General features: G+C 34.7%; 21 protein-coding genes. 19 read left to right on the top strand and 2 right to left on the bottom strand.

Features of this window, described 5'->3' with window-relative positions; all coding sequences use genetic code 11:
• A partial coding sequence (locus tag U473_RS05820; RefSeq protein WP_153012075.1) for a TRAP transporter permease occupies positions 1–1,010 on the top strand: 1,010 nt, incomplete at its 5' end.
• A 91-nt stretch (positions 1,011–1,101) separates the two neighbouring features.
• Here the strand turns inward: U473_RS05820 and U473_RS05815 are convergent.
• Positions 1,102–1,560, bottom strand: coding sequence for an OsmC family protein (locus U473_RS05815; RefSeq protein WP_068724295.1), 459 nt, complete (start codon positions 1,558–1,560; stop codon positions 1,102–1,104).
• 245 nt (positions 1,561–1,805) lie between these two features.
• On the opposite strand from U473_RS05815, the gene U473_RS05810 reads away from it, so the two are divergent.
• The 9 genes from U473_RS05810 (at position 1,806) to U473_RS05770 (ending at position 11,037) form a co-directional block, all read left to right on the top strand.
• Positions 1,806–2,111 carry a hypothetical protein gene (locus U473_RS05810; RefSeq protein WP_068724293.1) on the top strand — a complete coding sequence of 102 codons (306 nt, stop codon included), beginning with the start codon at positions 1,806–1,808 and terminating at the stop codon, positions 2,109–2,111.
• 60 nt (positions 2,112–2,171) lie between these two features.
• Positions 2,172–2,750, top strand: coding sequence for a non-canonical purine NTP pyrophosphatase (locus U473_RS05805; protein WP_068724291.1), 579 nt, complete (start codon positions 2,172–2,174; stop codon positions 2,748–2,750).
• Between the two features lie 162 nt (positions 2,751–2,912).
• Positions 2,913–4,157, top strand: coding sequence for an MFS transporter (locus U473_RS05800; protein ID WP_068724289.1), 1,245 nt, complete (start codon positions 2,913–2,915; stop codon positions 4,155–4,157).
• 112 nt (positions 4,158–4,269) lie between these two features.
• Positions 4,270–5,544: a metallophosphoesterase family protein gene (locus tag U473_RS05795; RefSeq protein ID WP_068724286.1), complete on the top strand. Its 1,275-nt coding sequence runs from the start codon at positions 4,270–4,272 to the stop codon at positions 5,542–5,544.
• On the top strand, positions 5,541–5,771 hold the full coding sequence (locus U473_RS05790) for an ATP-binding protein (protein WP_068724284.1): 231 nt from the start codon (positions 5,541–5,543) through the stop codon (positions 5,769–5,771). Before U473_RS05795 ends, U473_RS05790 begins: the two co-directional genes overlap by 4 nt.
• Positions 5,772–5,869: 98 nt before the next feature.
• Positions 5,870–7,552, top strand: coding sequence for an AAA family ATPase (locus U473_RS05785; RefSeq protein ID WP_068724282.1), 1,683 nt, complete (start codon positions 5,870–5,872; stop codon positions 7,550–7,552).
• Positions 7,553–7,736: 184 nt separating this feature from the next.
• A complete protein-coding gene (locus U473_RS05780; protein ID WP_068724280.1) occupies positions 7,737–8,642 on the top strand; it encodes an ATP-binding protein in 906 nt (301 codons plus the stop codon).
• 276 nt (positions 8,643–8,918) lie between these two features.
• Positions 8,919–10,151, top strand: a complete 1,233-nt coding sequence (locus U473_RS05775; protein WP_068724278.1) for an MDR family MFS transporter — start codon at positions 8,919–8,921, stop codon at positions 10,149–10,151.
• Positions 10,129–11,037 (top strand): zinc dependent phospholipase C family protein, encoded by a 909-nt coding sequence (locus U473_RS05770; protein ID WP_068724275.1) that lies wholly within the window; start codon positions 10,129–10,131, stop codon positions 11,035–11,037. Before U473_RS05775 ends, U473_RS05770 begins: the two co-directional genes overlap by 23 nt.
• Positions 11,038–11,182: 145 nt before the next feature.
• Here U473_RS05770 and U473_RS05765 read toward each other — a convergent pair whose 3' ends face one another.
• Entirely contained in the window at positions 11,183–12,460 is a 1,278-nt protein-coding gene (locus U473_RS05765) for an MFS transporter (RefSeq protein WP_068724273.1), read from the bottom strand.
• Between the two features lie 383 nt (positions 12,461–12,843).
• Between U473_RS05765 and U473_RS05760 the strand changes: the two genes are divergently transcribed.
• From U473_RS05760 to U473_RS05725, 9 genes are all read left to right on the top strand, one after another.
• Positions 12,844–13,296 carry an Lrp/AsnC family transcriptional regulator gene (locus U473_RS05760; protein ID WP_068724271.1) on the top strand — a complete coding sequence of 151 codons (453 nt, stop codon included), beginning with the start codon at positions 12,844–12,846 and terminating at the stop codon, positions 13,294–13,296.
• 217 nt (positions 13,297–13,513) lie between these two features.
• Positions 13,514–14,362 carry a M55 family metallopeptidase gene (locus U473_RS05755; protein ID WP_068724269.1) on the top strand — a complete coding sequence of 283 codons (849 nt, stop codon included), beginning with the start codon at positions 13,514–13,516 and terminating at the stop codon, positions 14,360–14,362.
• Positions 14,363–14,398: 36 nt separating this feature from the next.
• The gene (locus tag U473_RS05750; RefSeq protein WP_068724267.1) at positions 14,399–16,033 is read left to right on the top strand and encodes a peptide ABC transporter substrate-binding protein; all 1,635 of its coding nucleotides are present in this window, start codon (positions 14,399–14,401) and stop codon (positions 16,031–16,033) included.
• A gap of 14 nt (positions 16,034–16,047) precedes the next feature.
• Complete coding sequence (pcp, locus tag U473_RS05745; protein WP_068724265.1) at positions 16,048–16,647, top strand: pyroglutamyl-peptidase I; 600 nt, start codon at positions 16,048–16,050, stop codon at positions 16,645–16,647.
• Between the two features lie 150 nt (positions 16,648–16,797).
• Positions 16,798–16,947, top strand: a complete 150-nt coding sequence (locus tag U473_RS15660; protein WP_153012074.1) for a hypothetical protein — start codon at positions 16,798–16,800, stop codon at positions 16,945–16,947.
• Between the two features lie 41 nt (positions 16,948–16,988).
• Entirely contained in the window at positions 16,989–18,497 is a 1,509-nt protein-coding gene (locus U473_RS05740) for a carboxypeptidase M32 (RefSeq protein ID WP_068724262.1), read from the top strand.
• 36 nt (positions 18,498–18,533) lie between these two features.
• A complete protein-coding gene (locus tag U473_RS05735; protein ID WP_068724260.1) occupies positions 18,534–19,694 on the top strand; it encodes a sugar diacid recognition domain-containing protein in 1,161 nt (386 codons plus the stop codon).
• A 142-nt stretch (positions 19,695–19,836) separates the two neighbouring features.
• Entirely contained in the window at positions 19,837–21,105 is a 1,269-nt protein-coding gene (locus U473_RS05730; RefSeq protein ID WP_068724258.1) for a GntP family permease, read from the top strand.
• A 43-nt stretch (positions 21,106–21,148) separates the two neighbouring features.
• Entirely contained in the window at positions 21,149–22,291 is a 1,143-nt protein-coding gene (locus U473_RS05725; protein WP_068724256.1) for a glycerate kinase, read from the top strand.
• The last annotated feature ends 79 nt before the right edge of the window (positions 22,292–22,370 follow it).

Here is a 22,370-nt window from a genome sequence, read left to right as displayed (position 1 = left end):
CTGCAATCCCTGCTATTTTATATTTTGCTGGGATTTGGATCATGGTACATTTTGAAGCAAAACGTACTGGTCTACGTGGACTAACAAAGGAAGAATTACCAGATAAAAAGGAAATCTTAAAGAAACTTTATTTGTTAATACCTCTATTTGTGATCATAGGATTTTTAATGATGGGAAGGTCACCCATTTTTTCCGCGATTAGTGGAATTGTTTCCGTTATTATTGTTGGCCTTATCGGTATGCTGTTAGGTCATAATAATATGAGAATAAAAGATCTTTTTCTTGCATTAGAAGACGGTGCGAAGTCTGCTTTAGGTGTTGTGGCTGCGACTGCGGCTGCGGGTATGATCGTTGGTACTGTGACCTTAACTGGATTAGGACTTAAATTTGCAAATGGTTTAATCGACCTTGCAGGTGGAATCCTTATTCCAACCTTAATCTTGACAATGATCTCCTCAATTATTCTGGGCATGGGGTCTCCAACAACTGCAAATTATATCATTACATCAACGATTGCAGCGCCAGCTATTATCACATTAGGGAAGCCAGCTTTAGCTGCTCACATGTTTACCTTCTATTTTGGTATTGTTGCAGACATCACTCCACCAGTTGCTTTAGCCGCCTTTGCCGCATCTGGCATAGCAGGTGGAAAACCAATTCGTACTGGGGCAGAAGCTACAAGGTTGGCAATTGCAGCCTTTATCATTCCCTATATCTTTGTACTATCTCCTGAATTGCTTTTAATTGATACGAACTTCTGGAAAACTCTTTTAATTATTACAACTGCTAGTATTGGAATGCTTGGAATAAGTGCTGGGTTAATGGGTTATTGGTTAAGACATTTGAATTGGTTAGAACGAATTTTAGCAATACCTGCAGGATTGTTATTGATTGTTCCAGGTATCTGGACTGATACTGTAGGCTTAGGAACGTTGGCTATTCTCTTAGTTATTCAATATCTGACGAGAAATAAGGATATAAAAAAAGGAAGATTAGGAACATCTTCATAAACAAAGAAAAAGAAAGTCCATCATTGATGGGCTTTCTTTTTTGTAAGTTCATATTTGATCAATTGAAATTAGCAAAATTAGAGACGAACAGTTAAGCAGAAACAATCTCAGTATTCAATTCAAATTTAGCGTTAATACCAACACCATGTCTTAAAGTATCACTTACAGGACATTTTTGTTCAGCCATCTCGATTAAACGATGAATACGGCTTTCTGGAGCATCTGAAGAGATATGAATATTAACACGAATTTCAGTAAAGCCACTACGTGCGTTTGGATCATTTCCCATAGCACCCATGGGATCAAAGTCACCTTCAACATCAACCTTAAGATCTTTGATATCGATGTGAAAAGCTTTAGAAAACATGGTAATTGTAATCGTTAGGCAACTTCCTAATGCAGAAAGTAATAATTCAACAGGAGTCATGCCTAAATTGCTACCGCCCATTTGTTGTGGCTCGTCAACTATGACTTTAAATCCGCGAGACTCTGCTTCAACCTTAAGCCCATCTTTAAGAGTAACAGTAGAACGCATAACTTGATTTGCCATATTAAATGCCTCCCCCTAAATATTTAACTTTATTTTTAGTTTGTGAATGATTCCACAATGAAAGTATACTAGAATTAGTATTAAATTAAAATATCTAAAATGAAGAGTTTGAAAATTTGTCATAAAAAATTTGTCTAATTTGTGAATATTTTAACCTTCTAAGTATGGTTAGCCATTCTATTTTTTCTTTTTTTATTAAAATAGATGTATCAACTAGTAATTACAATGAGAGGGGTCTTTTTAAGTTGAAACAAGTAGTTAAATTCGTATATGATTTTAGATTGGGAATTAATATTCCTCAATTTGATAAAGATTGGGAAGAATATTCTACATTAGAACAAAGTTATATTATTGATCGCTGGGAACAGGAGCGCGCTAAGATCCCAGATCGAATTAAACTGGTAGAAAAGGAAATTATGGAGAAACAAGAACTTATGTTTGAGATGAGCTTCGAAGAATATTGTAAAGTTCATGAAGAAATTGTGGATAAGGCTAGCGTAATCAATGAATTAAACATCTGGTTTAGAACACAGGGAGAGGTTACAGAATAAAGTATGAACGAATAGAGAATTTGATTAACACCATTTAATGTAGAGAAAGGTGTATTATAGATGAAACTTATTTTTGCCACTACAAATTCTGAAAAGTTAATTGAAGCAAAAATGGCTTTGGCACCCTTTGGCTTTGAGGTAGAGGGTGAATCGTTTCCATTTAAAGAACCAACCGAAGGAACGATGGAATCTATTGCAAGGTATAAATTATCTCAAATTGAAGATAGAGAGGAACCTGTATTTGTAGATGATTCAGGTATTTTTTTTGAAGCATATCCTAACTTCCCTGGTATTTTAACGAAAAGAATTTTTAACTTAGTTGGGTATAAAGGAATTGAAAAACTGTTAAAAGAGGAGAATAGGTCAGCTTATTTTCACGGGGTCATTGCAATGAAATGGAAAAATGAAATAAAGGTATTTCATGGAGAACTACATGGTAAAATTACCAACTTGATTCCAAACGATTTGCCAATCGACCTTAAATTCCCTTTTGATCCTATTTTTATACCCAATGGATATAACAAGGTTTTAGGAGAGATGCCAATTGAAAAACGAGTATTTCTCTCTTATCGAAGAATTGCGTTAGAAGAGATGGGGAAATGGTTAAAAAACCAACTCGTTGTGGATAAAACTTCGTGAAACGAAAATTCCGATAATGATAAATAAATAGAAGAAAAGAAAATCGAGGATAATTGTGTTTTTTTACATGATTTTTAATTATTTTTAAACAAATTTTCAATTCGTTTTTAAAGCGGTTTCGTATTATACTGTTGCTATTACTCTGAAAGGTTAGGGAACTAAATGCATTATCCGTACGAGATCGTCCAAAAAAACAAACATTATAGTATTTTAAATGGAGCTTATTCAACGATCGCCAATACTTATACTGGTTTCATTTCGTTATATGCAATTAATATTCTTCATGCCAATAATCAACAAGTTGGTTTAATTAATTCACTCCCAGCTATCGTTAGCTTAATCACAACGGTGATTGGAGGCTATTGGTTTAGCCGACAAGAAATGAAACGAAAAGTATGCGGAATAGGGATTTTATCGACGAGGTTTTTCCTCTTACTTTTTGCCCTCATTCCATTTCTTCCATTATACCAAGCATGGGTCTTAGTGATCTTAATTGGTTTAATGAATGTACCTGGAAGTTTAACAAACCTTTCCTGGCAATCTTTAATCGGGGATCTAATCCCAGAGAAAGAGAGAGGACTTTTCTTTAGTAACCGTAATCGGATCTTAACTATTGTAGGAATGGTATCTACCGCATTAGTAGGTTGGATTTTAAATCATTTTAATACAACGAATCCATATCCATTTCAAATTCTCTTTTTTGTTTCTTTTTTATTTGGTTTATTGGAAGCATACTATCTATTCAAACATGTTGAACGAAAGGAATATAGTCTTATCGATTCAACTAAATCCAACCATTTATTGACAGCGATGAAAGAAAGTATCTCAGAGAAACCATTTCTTTTTTTTCTTTTAAGTTCAATGCTTTTTAATTTCGGCTGGCAAATGGCTTGGCCTTTATTTAGTATCTATCAGATTAAAACAGCAGGAGCTACTGCAGTCTGGTTAAGTTTATTTACTGTTACAAATCAATTATCACAGATTCTCACCTATACTTGGTGGGGAAGAATGTCTGAACGATTCGGTAATTCAGTGATGCTCTTTATTGCTTCAGCAGGGATGGCATCTGCTCCTTTTTTAACTGTACTTTCTACCAATTTAGTCTACTTAACGATGACGAATTTATTTACTGGTGCATTTCTAGCAGGGACGAACTTTTTGTTATTTAATCAATTATTGGGTGTTTCGCCAGGGAAGAATCGTTCTTCTTATATTACTTTATACACCATTGTTATTGGTTTTATCGGTTTTATTTCACCCCAAATTGGTGTTTGGCTATTATCATTGACCGGCATGTTTTGGGCTATGAATATATCATCAGTCATTCGTTTATTAGGAGCTTTTGCCTTTTTTGTCGTTGCTTTTAAATTTGAAAAGGATCGTATTCCAGCAATACTCCGTCATTAGACGGGGTATTTTTTTATACATCATTATTGTGGGCTATTTTAATACTTGTATACGAACGTGAATTCGATGTAAACTAGAAAAAGAGAAGTTAAATTTTTCATGGAGGGTATAAATGTCTACATTTCGTTTTATCCACACTGCAGATCTTCATTTAGATACACCATTTAAGGGATTAGTCCATATACCTAAGCATTTACATCAACAAATTCAACAATCTACTTTCAGGGCTTTTGATCAAATTATCGATTATTGTATTAAGTATCAAGTAGATTTTTTGCTTATTTCTGGAGATGTTTTTGATGTGGAGGAACATAGTTTAAAAGCACTGCTTCATTTTTACCAAGGACTTAAAAAGTTAGATGAGCATGGAATACAAAGTTATATTATACATGGTAACCACGACCCAGCAGATCAGATAAAGTCTTCATTTGATTGGCCAAAGAGCGTTCATTTTTTTCCTTCTGACAAAGTGGAAGTCTATTCCTTTATTAAAGAGCAAAAAGAATTAGTTCGAATATATGGACGTAGTTTTCCAACAAAGTCATTCAGAGAAAATATCGTTCCCGAGTATAAGAAAAAAGAGTCTGCTGAAGGAATATTCCATATCGGTTTACTACACACCAATCTAGATGGAAACCCTGAGCATGATACATATGCGCCTACTACAACGCAAGAACTACTTTATTCTGACATGGATTATTGGGCTTTAGGTCATATCCATAAAAAGCATGTGGTTTCTAATTCCACGCCTGTGATCGTTTACCCTGGGAATCCACAAGGCCGCCATATGAAAGAAACAGGTACTAAAGGGTGTGTACTGGTTGAAGTTGATCGTCAAAAAGTTCAAACGATGAAATGGATCGAAACCTCACAGATTAAATGGGACGAAGTAGTGATCGATATTACCTCAATAGAGAACATGAATTGTCTTATGGATCATATTCAGGAAAAGATAGATGGGATGATGCAAACCTCTCAAGTTCCAATGATTCTCCGAATTTCTTTGATTGGCGAGTCGGACTTACATTTCGAGTTACATGAAGATGGAAAAAAGGATGAAATGGTTGAAATATTAAACCAAAACTATATCGTTCAAAGTCAATGGACATGGATAGAATCCATTCAATTAAAAACCACGCCTTATTTTCAGATTGAAGACTATTTAGAAAAAGGTTCCTTTTTGGTCGATTATCTAGAACAATTAACACTTGCTAAAGAACAAATGGATGTAACTGTAATAGAAAAAGAATTGGGTCATGAACTATTTAAAAACCGTAGCTTAAAAAATCATTTTACCTCTTTTTCTAATGAAGACATAGATAACATTTTTGAAAAAGCTAAACATTTAGCGATTCACTTTTTCACTAGGGAGGAGAGAAATTCTTGATCATTAAAAAATTATATATCTATGGGTTTGGAAAACTGAATGATCTAACCATTGAACTTCACAATGGAATCAATGTGATAGAAGGGATGAATGAGTCTGGAAAAAGTACGATGATGGCGTTTATTCGTTCTATTCTTTTTGGTTTTGAAGGAAGAAAAAATGCTCATCTTCGGTACGAACCAATACATGGGGCAAATTTGGAGGGACCATTGAAATCGTTGATGTAAATAACCAATCTTATCGAATTGAACGAATTCAGTCGCAAAAGGTATCTGGAGATGTAAAAGTTTATCTTCCTAATGGAGAAGTAGCAGGGGAAGAGGTTTTGCCACAACTCATTGGAAAAGTTAGCGAAAAAGTATATAAGCAAATCTTTTCTTTTGGTTTAACAGAGTTGCAACAAATCGATTCGCTTCAAGATGAAGAAATAAATAGTTTTATCTATCATACAGGTACAGGATCAGCAAGCCAAATTTTGAAAATGAAGCAGACGCTTGAACAGAAACAGCAACAACTATTTAAAATGGGCGGTAAAAAACCTGAAATAAATATGATCTTGGCAGAGATGGATCGTATTTATCTATCTAAAGAAAAATTAAAGCAAAAATATGACCAATATCAAACATTGATCTTGAAAATAAAAAGTCTAGAAGAAGAAATAGATGAGAACGAATTACAGATGGAAAGAATAAAAAAGAATACGCTATGGTTAGAGAAAGTTGTCCAATCCTATGATACTTACATTCGACTGAATCTTTTGCAAGAACAACTTAAGGAGTATCCTAATCCTTTTCTATTCCCAGAAGACGGAATGAGCAGATTAAAGACATTAGAAGAAAAATGTTTAGATCTAGAAGTAGAAAAAGAGAATGTATTAAATAGGAAAGTAGAAGTAGAAAAGGAACTTGAAATTTTCTATGAAAATCCTTTTCTTGAAGAAAATAAGGATAAAATTCAACATTTTAAGAATCAATTAAATAAATATCAAGAAAATCAAAGGGAATACCAGAGTTTATCGCAAGAAAAGGAAAGCTTACACGAACAAATAAATGATATGTTAAAACAATTGGGGCCAACCTTTTCAAAAGAAAAAGTACAATTGATTGAATTTTCTATTCAAGATAAACAATTTTTACAAGAATACTCACTACAAATACAAAGCAAACAAAGAGAACTAGAAAGCGTAAAACAAAGAATCGAAGATAAGGAGCTAAGGAAGATTCATCTTGAAGATTCTATATATTCTTTAAAAGAACATGTCTTTTCTGAGCAAAAAGCTGATAAGCTCGAAGAAATATATCCGGTCATAAGAACGAATTGGAATGACCTTAAGGAAAAGGAATGGCAAAAAACACAATTAGAACAACAAAGGAATGTATACCAGCATCAACAAGATCATTCAAATTCTTTTCAAAGCAATGGAATTCTCCTTATTATGGTAGGAATTTTCTTGTTAGGTAGTATTGTACTTTTCTATTTTAAAGAATGGCTACCAGCAAGTCTATTATTATTCTTTAATGTCATTCTGTTAACTTTACATTATCAACAAAAACTACACGTTAATCAGGGAAGAAAATTGAATGTCTCAATGACCCAGCTAGATGAGCAACTTGAAGACCTTCAAAATCAAATCACTACGATCTTGAAAAAGTCAATTCCACTTATTGAAAACTATGGTTTTGAGGTTCTCGATGAGTTCACAATAAACAAAATAGAAGAGTTAAGGGCAAAAGCAATTTCACAAAAAGGACAATTAGATGAGAAAAAGGCTCATCTTGAAGAAATAAATAAAGAAAGAAGAGGAATTCGGGTAGAACTTTCTACTTTACAAAAAGTTCGTCAGCATTTAGAAAAGGACTTAACTACCTTACAGAAAAACTGGAAGGACTGGTTTTTTCAACACCATTTTGATGAGGTATTGTCTCCATTGGTCGTCTTTGATGTCATCGCAACAATACAGAGAGTAAAAGAATGGATCAAGAAAGAAGAAAGTTTAATAAAAAAATAGATTTTGTTAAAAAAGAAATTGTTGAATATGAAAAAAAAGTAAAGAATTATTAGAAATTGTTGGGTTAAACGGCAAATCTATTGAAGAAGGGATTTTTCAATTAAATGAACGCTTAAATGATCATCTGCAGGCAAAGCAAAACCATCAGATTTTATTAGAAAAGTTCGATGGGTGGAAAGAACAGTTGGAGATGTTGGAAAATAAAATAAAATCGATTCATGATCAAATTGAAGAACTAATTAATTATGCAGAGGTTAAAGATAAAGAAGAATTTTATCATAAAGCAAAGAATTTTGAACATTATCAAATCCTTTTGAATGAAAGTAGACAACTCACTACTTTATTAAAATTAAGTTGTAAGACTGAAGAGGAATACCAGCGATTGTTAAAAACTCTTGAAACTGAAAATAAAGAGGAGATCATGGCAAAACTTGTTCAGTTTAAAGACGAGATAGAAAAAAGATCAACCTTAAATAAACAATTGTTAGAAGAAAAAGGAGAATTACAAAACCAAATTAAAGAGCTTGAAGAAGATCAAACCCTTACAGAACTAAACCAAAGTTATGTAGAAATGCAATCTCAGCTTCATCAAAAGGTAAAAGAATGGATGACGATCACGCTAGCAAAACAGATCATGGAAAAAGCGATGAGTCGCTATGAAAAAGAAAAACAGCCACAGGTGATGAAAAGGGCTTCACATTACTTATCGTTATTAACGAATGGAGAATACCAACAAGTCTATGTTCCCATCAATAGTCATTCTGTTGAAGTTATTAGAAAAGATGGACAAAGATTTATGCCTCAGTTTTTAAGCCGGGGTACGATCGAACAGCTATTCTTAGGGTTGCGTTTTGCACTTGTTGAAGAATTTTCTAATCAATATTTTCTTCCAATTATTTTAGATGACATTTTCGTAAATTTTGATCCTAGAAGATTAGAACTATCTATCCAGGCATTAGAGATTCTGGCAAAGCAGCATCAAGTTATTTTTTTCACTTGCCACCCACATGTTACAAGAAAAATAGGAGCACTTATTAAGGAAATCAAACAGATATCACTAAATCATTATTCTTCAAGTGGTATCATATAGTTTCTTTTGGTAAACAGATGGAAATTCTCCATGTAAATGTTTATAAAGGTAGTAATCGAAGGTTGCAGATCCTGTTAAAAAAACGACGAGGCGCCAATCGAATGTTTAATAATGTCCATATTCTCACATCTCATCAAGGTTTTACGATATATTATATGTTACTAGGACGGCTCACTAAATAAATAAAAAGTTTAAAATGTGCTTTCAAAATAAATTGGGAGCCGTTAAAATGGAATAGTTAAATAGAAACTGCAATCGTTAGAAAAGGTGACATCAATGAAAAAGATTTTTAACTACCCAATCTCTATTTGGATTTTGGCAATCGGAATGACTATCAATGTGACGGGTAACTCTTTTCTATGGCCTTTAAATACCATTTATATAACAAAAGTCTTACACCAATCGATGTCTATTGCTGGTATCGTTTTAATGCTACAACAAGCAACTGGTATATTAGGAAATTTGATTGGTGGCTGGTTATTTGATAAATGGGGCGGTAAGAAAACGATTATTACTGGAATCTTACTATCTGTCATTACTGTTTTAGCATTGTCAGTCTTTAATCAGTGGACGATTTATGTCATACTGATGCTGATTTTAGGCTTTAGTAATGGACTAGTTTTTCCTTCTATGTATGCAATGGCTGGTTCTGTGTGGCCTGAAGGAGGAAGAAGAGCCTTTAATATGATTTATGTGGCTCAAAACTTTGGAGTGGCATTAGGATCTACTCTTGGAGGGTTGGTTGCACAGATTTCTTTTACCCTTATCTTTATCGTCAATGCTTTAACCTTTATTCTTTTTCTCCTTCTGGTGTTATTTGGTTTTAACAAGGATCAATGGCAAGAGGTTTCTGACAATACAATCGGACATCGTGATCTAATCGGGAACGAAAGTATGATCAAGAACCAACTTAGTCATTTTATTGCCCTGATGGTGATCTCGTTAGCATTTATCTTATCATGGATTCCTTATGTACAATGGCAAACAAGTCTATCAGCGTATATTTCAAGCATAGGTATCCCATTATCTAAATACACATTACTATGGACAATCAATGGGGCTTTGATTGTTCTTGGACAACCATTGGTTAATTACATTACTAAGTTTCTTTTACGAACCATTAAAAAACAATTGCTGATTGGAATGATCATTTTTGTTTTTTCCTTTTTATTGTTATATCAGAATAAAAGTTATTTCGGATTTGTATTGGCTATGGTCATAATGACATTAGCAGAAATGCTAGTTTGGCCAGCCGTTCCCTCTGCAGCAGCCAATTTAGCACCGGAGGGAAAAGCTGGATTTTATCAAGGGGTTATTAGTAGTGCCGGGGCTGGTGGAAGGATGCTAGGCTTTTTAATTGGTGGTTGGCTTTATGATCATACTACGATGGATGTACTGATCATCATTATGATATCCTTCTTTGTCATATCAGGATTAATCTTTTCCAATTATGATCGAGGACTGAAAATGAAGGGAAGAAAACGCTATGCCCAATGTATGGACCCATAACCTATTTGGGGAGCACTTGGATAAAGAAATTGGGTACGACTTTTTAGAACATAAAGAGATTTACTACCTAGGTTGCCAAGGGCCTGATCCTTTTTTCTACCATCATTTTTGGCCATGGAGAAAGGATAAGTCAGTAACGAAGATTGGTAGTTTACTTCATAAGAAACACTGTGGTTCATTTCTGGTAGAGATGGTTCAATATTTAAAGCAACACCCAGACCCGTTATTAAAAGCATATGTTTTTGGTTTTGTTAGCCACCATCTTTTAGACCGAAATACTCATCCCTATATTGTTTATCGTTCAGGAGAAGAGGGAAATAAACATCAAAAGTTAGAGATTATGATAGATACCTTAATGATGAAACGTTTTAAAGGAGTTGACACTTGGAAGACACCCGTTTTTAAAGAAATTGATGTAGGCAAAAATCTACCATCTCAGATCCAGCAAATGCTAATCTATTTAATTAAGAAAGTTCATGCTGAAAAAAGACCTGATTTACAATTGGTGATTAATCAATCCTATCAGGATATGATAAAAGCTTTAAAGTTTTTATTTGACCCAACAGGGATTAAACATATACTGCTAGGGGAGATGGTTTCGCCATTTTCTTACAGCAAAAAGATCCCGAATAAAGACTTTCTCAATCTTCAACATACTGAGTGGTTTCACCCTACAAATGGAATTGAAGGAAGTAAAGAAAGCTTTCTGGATCTTTTTGATCGAGCTAAACAGGAAGCAATTCCAATCTATCAATGTATAGAAGATTATCTTCGTGGTATCAAACCAATTGAACAAATGCAGTCACTGATTGGAAATGTGTCCTATGAGACAGGAAAACCTTGTGATGCCAAGCTGGAAAATCAATTTTTTGAGCTCATCTTATAAAAAATTGTTCTTTTTACAAAAGGTGACTTTTGTGATTACCTTTCTTACCTTATTTATTAAATCATAAGAAGGAATGAGCAAAGGAGCACGGTACAAAGTACAATTTCATAATAAAAAATACTATTTTCTACAAAACTCTGAAAGGCTACAGCAAGTTTACTACTTTTGCTTGTTGTTGGCCTTTTTTTAGGTCTACTTTGGTTAAAAGCCATATTCCAACGGCAAAGAATAAAACGAGAGAAACGATACCAAAACGACTAGAGCCTGTTAGTTGACCTACAATAGCAAAAAGGAAAGGCCCGAATATAGAAGCAAATTTGCTTGAGATTCCATAAAAGCCAAAGAATTCAGCAGTTCGATGAACTGGAACCAAACTGCCATAGATCGAACGACTGATGGCTTGACTTCCTCCCTGAACCAAACCAACAGCAGAAGCCAAGATATAAAAGTGGACAGTCGAAGTCATAAAATAACCAAAAATGACGATGATAACATAAATCCATAATGATAAGTATAAAGACTGCTTAGAACCGATTTTCCCAGCTAATTTTCCAAATAAAAGAGAGAAGGGAATACCTACAAACTGAGTGATCAATAAGGCAGCAATTAAATCTGAAGTCCCAATCCCAATTTCTCTACCATAAATGGTTGCCATTTTGATAATGGTACTAATCCCATCATTATATAACCAAAAAGCAATGAGGAATTTTACTAATTCCTTATAATGGTTGATTTCTTTAAAAGTCGTTATCACACGACTTAATCCAATAATTAGGTAGGATTTCTTTGTAGAGTTTTGTTGATCTGTCTTCTTTTCATTTACAAATTTAAATAAGGGCAATGAAAAAATAAGCCACCAAGTACCGACAGTTAAGAATGAGAGTTGAGTTGCTGTCGTAGCATCAGGAATATGAAATAATTCCGGTTTTTGGATCATTGTTAGATTAACTAATAATAAGAAACCTCCACCAATATATCCAAATGCATAACCTCTAGATGAAACATTATCCATTTCCTCTAAAGGAACAATCTCAGGAAGAAAGGCATCGTAAAAAACGTTTCCTCCGGAAAATCCGATCATTCCTAATATATAAAGAAAGGAAACCAAGAGATAATCTCCTTTATCTGTAAAAAAGAGTAAACTTGTTGCAATCGCACCCATATAGACAAAAAATCGTAAAAACTGTTTTTTGGAACATGTATAATCAGATATAGCTCCTAAGATTGGGGCAAGAATTGCAACAATCAACATCGCAATCGATTGAGTATATCCCCAATAAGCGGTAGCTGTCGTCTTCTCTAGTGTGATCCCTGCTATATCTGTGTAATAAATCGGTAAAACGGCGGCCATAATTGTTGTTGCAAATGCAGAATCTGCCCAATCATACATGGCCCAGCCAAAGATTGCTTTTTTTCTATCCATAAAGTTCCTCCACGTCCCTTTTTTCCTATCATATCATGTAATTAAACGAAAAGAATCGGTTGCATCATTAAATTTATATAAAATTTACATTAACGTTGGAGAATCAAATTTCACCATGATCCCTTGCATTAGCTTGAAGAGCGATCTGGGCAGTCACACAAATGTTTGCGTGAAATTAGTGTCATTTTTTGTTGGATTTATTTTTTATAATTTTTCAAAAAACTATTGTCTTTAAGAGTTTTATAAATTAAAATAACAATCAAATATTTTACGAAATTCAGTAGTAAAATTTCAAATTATTGATTAAATAAGCCACTTTTTATATGTATTAGTCCTAATATCATTACTAAAATTTAAAATATAGTTTGAGGAGAGGAAATGGAATGGTGCAAACATATACTTTAGATGAACTGGATAAAGAAATGATTAAGCTTCTATCGAAGGATGGAAGAATGGCTTTTACAGAGATTGCAAATCAATTAAATGTATCAGAAAAAACAATACGTGTAAGATATAAGAACCTTGTTGAGAACCAAATTCTTGAGGTTGTAGGAATAGTAAATCCAATTTCTCTTGGGGTCAAAACGGGAGCAATTATTCAAATAAGCGTGCAGCCAAATACGCTTGATCATGTAATTGATGAACTTCGGTCTTTTCGAGAAATCCGATACATTTCTTTTGTTTCTGGGGAATTTCAGTTGCTTACTCAAGTTAATGTACATACCTATGAGGAATTAACAGAGACGCTAAAAAAGGTTAATAGAATTGCAGGAATTATGCATGTGAATGTAATGGTTCAACTCGAGGTATATAAAAATTCATTCGAGTATTTATAAGGTATGTTTTTTTAAGCCATTTTTATTATTCTTAACAACAATTGTATATTGATATTGAGGCTACTATCAAAGAAGAAGCGGAAAGAGATGATATAGTTTAAAACTTGGTGCAGGGGTAGGAATAAAGTGATGGACTTCAGTTTGATTGCTCATCCAATGATAAAAAATAACTTTAGATGAAAATACAAAAATTGAATTTTAGAAAGGGAGTAGGATCATGAAAATCTATATTTCAGTGGACATGGAAGGGATTTCAGGTGTAGCGACAAACATGCAATTGAAAAAAAATGATGAGTATCATCGTTTTCGCAAACTAATGACACAGGATGTAAATGCAGCAATAGAAGGTGCCTTTCAAGGGGGAGCAACAGAAGTAGTAGTAGCGGATGGTCATGGAAATATGTCAAATATTCTGATTGAGGATCTTGACCCAAGGGCTCGCTTAATTTCTGGAAATAATCGCGTCATGTGCCAAATGGAAGGTATTGATGATAGTTTTGATGGTGTATTCTTTGTTGGCTATCATGGGCGGGAAGGTGGTTCCGAACGTTCTGTGATTAGTCATACCTTGGCAGGGGTAGCTGTAAATGAAATGCGAATCAATGGTAAGGTAGTAGGAGAAAGTGAATTAAATGCTGGTGTTGCAGGATTTTATAAAGTTCCAGTTCTACTTGTTACAGGGGATGACATAGTAACCTCAGAAGTAAAAGACACATTACCCAATGTTGAAACAGCTATTGTTAAGCGTGGAATTGACCGTTTTGCTGCGGAATTATTATCACCGGATAATGCTCACGAGTTGATAAGGAAAAAAGCTAAAAATGCTGTAAAAAATGCAAGCCAAATCAAACCATATGTTGTCCAAGGTCCAGTTATATTTGAAATTGAGTTTAAGGGGAGCAATCAAGCACTAATGACAACAACGATTCCTTCAGTTGAATTAGTAAACCCTAAAACCATTCGCTTTACTTGTGATGATTATGTAACAGCATACAAAATGATGTGGGGATTAGTGATCATTGGTATGTCAGCAACAAATGGGGTTTTAGGACATGCCAATGCTTAAACTAAATAAATGTATAAAAAAGAGGAGGAAAATCAATTGAAAAGGTTATTATTTTCATTCTTAGTTATCGTTTTATTTGTTGTTCCAGTTTTAACTGCATGTGGAAATACTGCCAAGCAAACATCTTCAGAAACAGGAAGTACCACAAACAACATTAAACAAGAGATTACGTTAAATGCAATGAGTGAACCGCCGACTTTAGATCCAGCATTAGCAACCGATACTACTTCAGGTTGGGTAATTGAACATCTTTTTGAGGGGCTATATACCACAGACAAAAATGGAGATATAGTCAAAGGAGCAGCCAAAGATATTCAAGTTTCTGATGATGGGAAAACTTATACCATCACCATTCGTGATGATGCAAAATGGTCAGATGGAGATCCACTAACAGCATATGATTTTGAATATGCTTGGAAACGTGTTCTAAACCCAGAGACTGCAAGTGATTTTGCTTTTTATTTATATTACATTAAAGGGGCAGAAGCGTATAATAGTGGAGAGGCAACTGTAGATCAAGTTGGAGTAAAAGCGATAGATGACCATACATTAGTCGTGGAATTAGAAGAGCCAGTTGGTTTTTTTGATAAAATGTTAACATTTTGGGTTTACTTCCCTGTGAAAAAATCTCTTGTTGAAGAGAATAAAGATTGGGCAGCAGAAGCGGAAACTTTGGTGAGCAATGGTGCTTACAAGTTAACTAGTTGGATCCATGACTCAGAAGTAGTGATCGAAAAGAATGATCAGTACTATAACAAAAATGAAATCACAATGGAAAAAGTAACATGGGTGATGATCAATCAAGCCACCACCTATTATCAAATGTATAAAGGTGGACAAATTGACTTGATTCAAAGTATCCCCGCTGATGCGATTCAAACTGAAAAATCAAATGAGGAATTTAAAATCACACCTTTATTTGGAACCTATATGTTTATGTTTAATGTCAAAAAGGAACCATTTAATAATCCAAAAGTACGAGAGGCTTTTAACTTAGCAATAGACCGGGAAGCCATTACTAATCATATTACATTATCTGGTGAAACACCAGCATACGCCTTTGTTCCTTATGGTGTTAAAACACCTTCAGGAGAAGATTTTCGTGCACAAAAAGAAGCTTATTTAAAGAAAGACTTAGAAAAAGCAAAACAATTAATCCAAGAAGCAATGCAAGAAGAAGGTTGGACAAAGTTTCCTGAGGTGACTTTAATTTATAACACCTCTGAAAATCACAAGAAGATTGCAGAAGCAATTCAGGATATGCTTAAGAAAAACTTAGGGATTGAAATTACTTTAGAAAATCAGGAATGGAAAGCCTATTTGGAAAGAACAAATTCATCTGACTTTCAAATGGCTCGCATGGGTTGGGTTGGAATTTTCTTAGATCCATCTGTCATTCTGGATTATTTTCTAGGTGATAGTCCTAATAATAGAACATTATGGATAAGTGAGAAATATGATGATTTATTGCATAAAGGAAAAGTAGAACAAGACCAGACCAAACGGATGGAATATTTACATCAAGCAGAAGAAGTATTGATGCAAGAACTTCCATTCATGCCAATCTACTTCTATTCCAATAATTATCTCACATCGAAAAAGTTTGAGGGAATTGTGTATCCTTATAACCGCTATCCAAATGTCCGTTGGGCAAAAAAAATAGCTGAATAAAGGAAAAGTAGAAAATGAAGAAATTACTGCTAACTGGATTTGAACCGTTTTTGGATAATCCAATCAATCCAACAGAAGAAATTGTTAAAGAATTAAAAGGGAAGGAAATTAACCAATATTTAGTAATTGGACAGGTTCTTCCTGTAGATTTTGCAGAAGCGGCAAAGGTTTTATTTAGGGTTTTTGATGAAGAAAGACCAGATGTTGTCATTTCATTAGGACTTGCTGCGGGAAGAAACCGAATTACACCTGAACGTATCGCTATTAATTGTAATGATGGGGCTGCAGATAATAAAGGAGTTATCATGCAAGACCAACCTATAGAGCAAGAAGGTCCTGCTGCCTATTTTTCTACTTTACCAATCAGAAGAATAGTAGATATGTTGGTTGCAGAAGGATATCCTGCGGAAATATCAAATAGTGCTGGTACCTATTTATGCAATCATGTCATGTATAGTATGTTACACAAAATAGCAAAAGAAGGTCTTTCTACACGTTCCGGATTTGTTCATGTGCCTGCTTCTCATGATTTAGCGCTCAAAAATCGTTCTTTACCAAGTTGGCATCATCATGACTTAGTTAAGGCAATCGAGCTGATCATCAATGTTTTGTAAACATTAAAATTGATTCAAATAGGTTCCTTTAAAAGAGTCGGTTTTTCCGACTCTTTTTCGTTATTAGAAAGAAGTAAAAGCAAAATGACGAACTAGCGGAGGTTTCTTTACTTGGGAAAAGTGATTTCACTACCCAATTAGAGCGGAAGAATTTCCGCAGCTCAAGCAACGGTTGATGGGCTATTAAATATCAAGCCAATGATAACACTTGAAGACGGAACTGTCGTGTTTATTGCGATGAAGAATATCGTCAGGAATATATCAATGAAGTGTGCAATTACACTTGAATTTCACAGTTAAATCATGGAAAATAGAAGAAAATAAAGATAGAGGTGAAATATGTGTCAAGCAAGATTGAAGAACAGGTAAAAAGATTTTACGAACTTGTAAAAAAGATAAAGTCGTACAATGAAGCAATCAATGTGATGTATTGGGATTTAAGAACAGGGGCACCTAAAAATGGAGTAGAAGGACGTTCTGAAGTCATAGGTATGTTATCTTCAGAAGTTTTCCAAATGAAAACGTCTTCAGTAATGGAACAGTTATTAAACCAATTGTCAAAACATGAGGAAGAACTTGATCAAATCACGCAAAAATCTGTTCATTTGTTAAAGAAAGAATTATACCGAGATAAAAAAATTCCAAAAGACAAATACCAAGAATATGTTGTCCTCGTCTCTAATGCAGAGTCTGTTTGGGAGGAAGCAAAGAAAAAGAATGATTTCTCTTTATTTAAACCATATCTAGAGAAAATAGTAAAATTTAATCAAGAATTTATTGAGCTTTGGGGTTATGAAGGAAATAAATACAATGCCTTATTAGACCAATATGAACCTGGAATGACAGTTGAACAACTTGATCCAATTTTTAAAGATTTAAAAGATGCATTGGTTCCGTTGATTCAAAAGGTAGCCAAAGCCGCCCCTGTCGATACAAGCTTTTTGAAAAAAGAATATGATCCTCATCAACAAAAAGAACTGTGCCAATTTATTTTAAGGAAAATGGGTTACGATTTTGAAGCAGGGCGGCTTGATGAAACCGTTCATCCCTTCCAGATCACATTAAATCGTGGAGATGCAAGGGTAACAACCAAATTTGAGAAAAATGATCTAACCACCGCATTATTTGGAACAATGCACGAGGGTGGACATGCGCAGTATGAGCAAAATATCTCAAAAGATTTGGAAAAAACACCTTTAGCAGAAGGAAGTTCAATGGGGATTCATGAATCTCAATCTCGTTTTTGGGAAAATATGATTGGCCGAAACTCTCTTTTCTGGGATGCCTATTATGAATATTTGGTTTCTTATTTTCCTGAACAATTAGGAAATATCCCAAAAGAAGATTTTTATAGAGCGGTTAATGAAATGAAACCTTCATTGATTCGAACTGAGGCAGATGAACTTACATATAATTTTCACATTATGATCCGCTATGAAATTGAAAAAGGACTGATCAATGGCACGATAAAAGTAGAAGAACTGCCCACGATTTGGAAAGAAAAAATGCAGGAATATTTAGGGATTGTTCCTAATACCGATGCGGAGGGAGTATTACAAGATGTGCATTGGTCTGGAGGGATGATTGGTTATTTTCCAACCTATGCATTAGGTAATATCTATGCTGCACAATTTTATCATCAACTTAAATTAGAGTTACCAAATTTTAATGAATTATTGCAAAAAGGGGATTTAATCCCAATCAAAAATTGGTTAGACGATAAGATTCACCGTTTTGGTAAAGCAAAAACACCAAACGAACTGTTAAAAGATGTAACCCATGAGAGTTTAAATGCGAAATATTTAATTGAATATTTAACCGAGAAAGTAAAAGATATCTACCAAGTCTAGCCCTTTTCTCTTTTAAATGGTTGTGGGAGGAATGAAATGATTTTTCTTAATCATGAACTAGCTGAACAAATTGTTGAACGAACCATGAATATCATTCACCGAAATATCAATGTGATGAATGAAAAAGGAGTTATTATTGGTTCTGGGGAAAAAGAAAGAATCAATCAAATCCACGATGGCGCAGTTGCTGTAATCAAAAGTCAATCTGTGGTTGAAATCGATGAAGTAAAGGCGAACTATCTAAAAGGAGCAAAGCCAGGAGTAAATCTTCCGATCTTTTTTAGAAACGAAATTGTTGGTGTAGTTGGAATTACTGGCCCCCCAGAGGAAATACGAGGCTATGGAGAATTAGTTAAAATGGCTGCAGAAATGATTCTAGAACAGGCCTTTCTTTTAGAGCAAATTCAGTGGGATCAAAGATTAAAAGAGGAAGTCATTCATCAGATTGTAGTTGGCAATCTTGAAACAGATCCATGGTTTCTTGAAAGGGCAAAGATTCTTGGAATTTCATTTCAAATACCTAGAGTGGCAGTCATTATTGAAATAAAGGTTAATCAGTTATCTGAAAAGGAATTATTGAGTAGAAGGAAAAAAGTAGTCTCTACCCTTCAAAATTTGCTAGATAATGATGACTTAATGGCACTGGGGTATACCACTGATATTATCCTGTTTAAAAAAATTAAATTAAATGATGATCAATGGAATGAAGGACAAACACTGCAACAATTGCGTTCATGGGGATCACGTATCTTCCAATTATCAAAGGTCAAGACAACCATGAGCATAGGATCGTATTATCCTGAAATAGCGGGACTATCTTTATCCTATCATGAGGCAATGAAAACATTAGAAGTTGGGAAACATTTATTTCCTGATATCGATATTTATTCTTATCAAGAGATGGGTTTTCCTACCTTATTAGTGGATCTACCAAAAACATTAAAACATCCACTATTTGAAGTTTATCAAAGAATTGTTCAAAATGACAAAAAGGGTGAACTTCAACAAACATTAAAAGTATTTATTGAAGAGAACGGTGAAGTTAATCATACAGCAGAGAAGTTATTTATTCATCGAAATACTCTACATTATCGCCTCGAAAAAATAAAGGAAATGACAGGTAAAGATCCCAAAAAACTAAAAGATCTGTTAGACTTATATATCTCAATGTTATTAAATTTGTTAAATTCAAAATAAAGCATTATTTATGCAAATAACCAAAAAAACGGCTTGTTTTTTTGGTTATTTTTTGTTGTATGAATGATGTTAATTGGCAAGGAACCGCTTACAATGGTAATTGAACTAATCATCATAAAAATACTTTAGGAGGAGTCAAAACATGGATGTTCAAGTAACTGCTTTAGGTGCTGTAGTAGCATTAGTCATTGCCATTGTCCTGATTCTTAGGAAAGTTCCACCTGCTTACGGAATGATCGCTGGAGCATTAATAGGTGGTATTATTGGCGGTGCAGATCTAGGTCAAACAGTCACATTAATGATGGATGGTGCCAAAGGTATCATTCCAGCAGTATTAAGAATCTTAGCAGCTGGAGTTTTAGCAGGTGTACTCATAGAGTCTGGTGCAGCATCAACGATAGCTGAAACCATCGTGAAAAAATTAGGGGAAACAAGAGCATTGTTTGCGTTAGCGATTGCAACCCTTATCTTAACAGCTGTAGGGGTATTTATTGATGTTGCGGTTATTACCGTTTCACCAATTGCGTTAGCGATTGCAAAAAGGGCTAACCTTTCTAAAATGGCCATTTTAATTGCGATGATTGGTGGAGGTAAAGCAGGTAACGTCATTTCTCCTAACCCAAATGCGATTGCTGCTTCGGAAGCCTTCAATATTCCATTAACATCGGTTATGGCAGCAGGAATTATACCAGCATTTTTTGGTCTGATTGTCACTTATTTTATTGCAAAAAAACTTACTCATAAAGGTTCACAGGTTGAATTAGCAGAAATCCAAAACCACAGCGATGGAAACCTACCGATCTTCTTTACGGCTATTGTAGGGCCAGTTGTCACTATTGTCCTATTAGCATTACGTCCAATTGCTGATATTAGTATTGACCCAATGATTGCATTACCTTTAGGTGGATTGATCGGTGCATTATTTATGGGTAGAATCAAACAAATCAACCAATATGCAGTATCTGGTTTAGGAAAAATGTCTGGAGTTGCGATTATGTTATTAGGTACAGGTACATTAGCAGGTATCATTGCCAACTCTGGATTAAAAGATGTAGTCATTAATGCATTAAGCTCTTCAGGTTTACCAGCTTATCTATTGGCACCAATTTCTGGTGTACTAATGTCAGGAGCAACAGCTTCGACCACCGCGGGTACAGCTGTAGCAAGTAGTGTATTTGGTCCAACTATTTTAGAATTAGGCGTTGCTGCGATAGCAGGTGCAGCTATGATTCATGCAGGTGCAACAGTATTAGACCATTTACCACACGGTAGTTTCTTCCATGCTACAGGCGGTAGTGTAAATATGCAAATCAAAGAAAGATTAAAGTTAATCCCTTATGAATCATTAGTAGGTTTAACATTAGCTGTTGTTTCTACTTTCATTTATGGTGTATTTAAATTTTTCGGATAAGAATATGCTTCTAAGAAAGACAAAATAGATTGGAGTGTCTCAAATGAAAATTGTTATCGCGCCAGATTCATTTAAGGAAAGTTTAACAGCACTAGAAGTTGCCAATGCGATTGAGAAAGGTTTTCAAGAGATATATCCTGATGCAACCTATATAAAGATTCCTATGGCAGATGGTGGGGAAGGAACAGTACAATCCTTAGTAGATGCCACAGATGGCCAAATTATAAAAAAACAAGTGATTGGCCCATTGGGACATCCCGTGGAAGCATTTTTTGGGGTTTTGGGAAATGGAAAAACTGCTGTCATTGAAATGGCTGCCGCATCAGGTTTGCATTTGGTTCCTCAAGCGGATCGAAATCCTTTAATCACTACGACATGGGGAACAGGAGAGTTAATTCTTGCTGCTTTAGATTATAAGGTAGAACATATCATTATTGGAATTGGTGGAAGTGCTACCAATGATGGGGGAGCAGGAATGGCTCAAGCATTAGGTGCTAAGTTACTAGATGATAAAGGCGAACAAATTGGCTATGGTGGCGGTTCTTTAAACCAGCTTGTTTCAATTGATTTATCAGCATTAGATCCAAGACTTCAACAAGTGAAGATTGAAGTGGCTTGTGATGTAAATAATCCACTTGTTGGTCCCACTGGCGCTGCAGCAATTTACGGACCTCAAAAAGGTGCAACACCTGAAATGGTCAACCTTCTTGATCGAAATTTAACCCATTATGCTGAAATCATCAAAAAAGATCTCAGCAAAGATGTCATTGATATTCCTGGGGCAGGTGCTGCTGGAGGTCTCGGTGCTGGCTTACTTGCTTTTCTTTCTGCTGAATTAAAAAGAGGAGTCGATATCGTTATTGCTGCAACACAATTGGAAAAGCATATGAACAAGGCTGATTTGGTGATCACCGGAGAAGGTAAGATTGATAATCAAACCATCCATGGAAAGACACCCATTGGAGTAGCCAAAACTGCAAAAAAACTAAACATTCCTGTGATTGGAATAGCAGGTAGTGTATCCACAGACAGTCATATTGTCCATCAACATGGTATTGATGCTTTATTTAGTGTTGTACCTGGCGTGATTTCTTTACATGATGCTTTCGAAGGCGCATCTAATTACGTTTATCAAACAGCTCGTAATGTAGCCGCTGTTTGGAGAGTAAGTAAAAAAGAAATATAAAATCTCTTAAATAGGTAAAATTTGGTCAATTCTTAAAATGAAGGAGCTTAAACGAGATGTTTATGCTCCTTTTTCACGT

Source organism: Tepidibacillus decaturensis (assembly GCF_001561915.1).
GTDB classification, from domain to species: Bacteria; Bacillota; Bacilli; order Tepidibacillales; family Tepidibacillaceae; genus Tepidibacillus_B; species Tepidibacillus_B infernus.
This window is presented reverse-complemented; position numbering and strand designations above follow the sequence as displayed.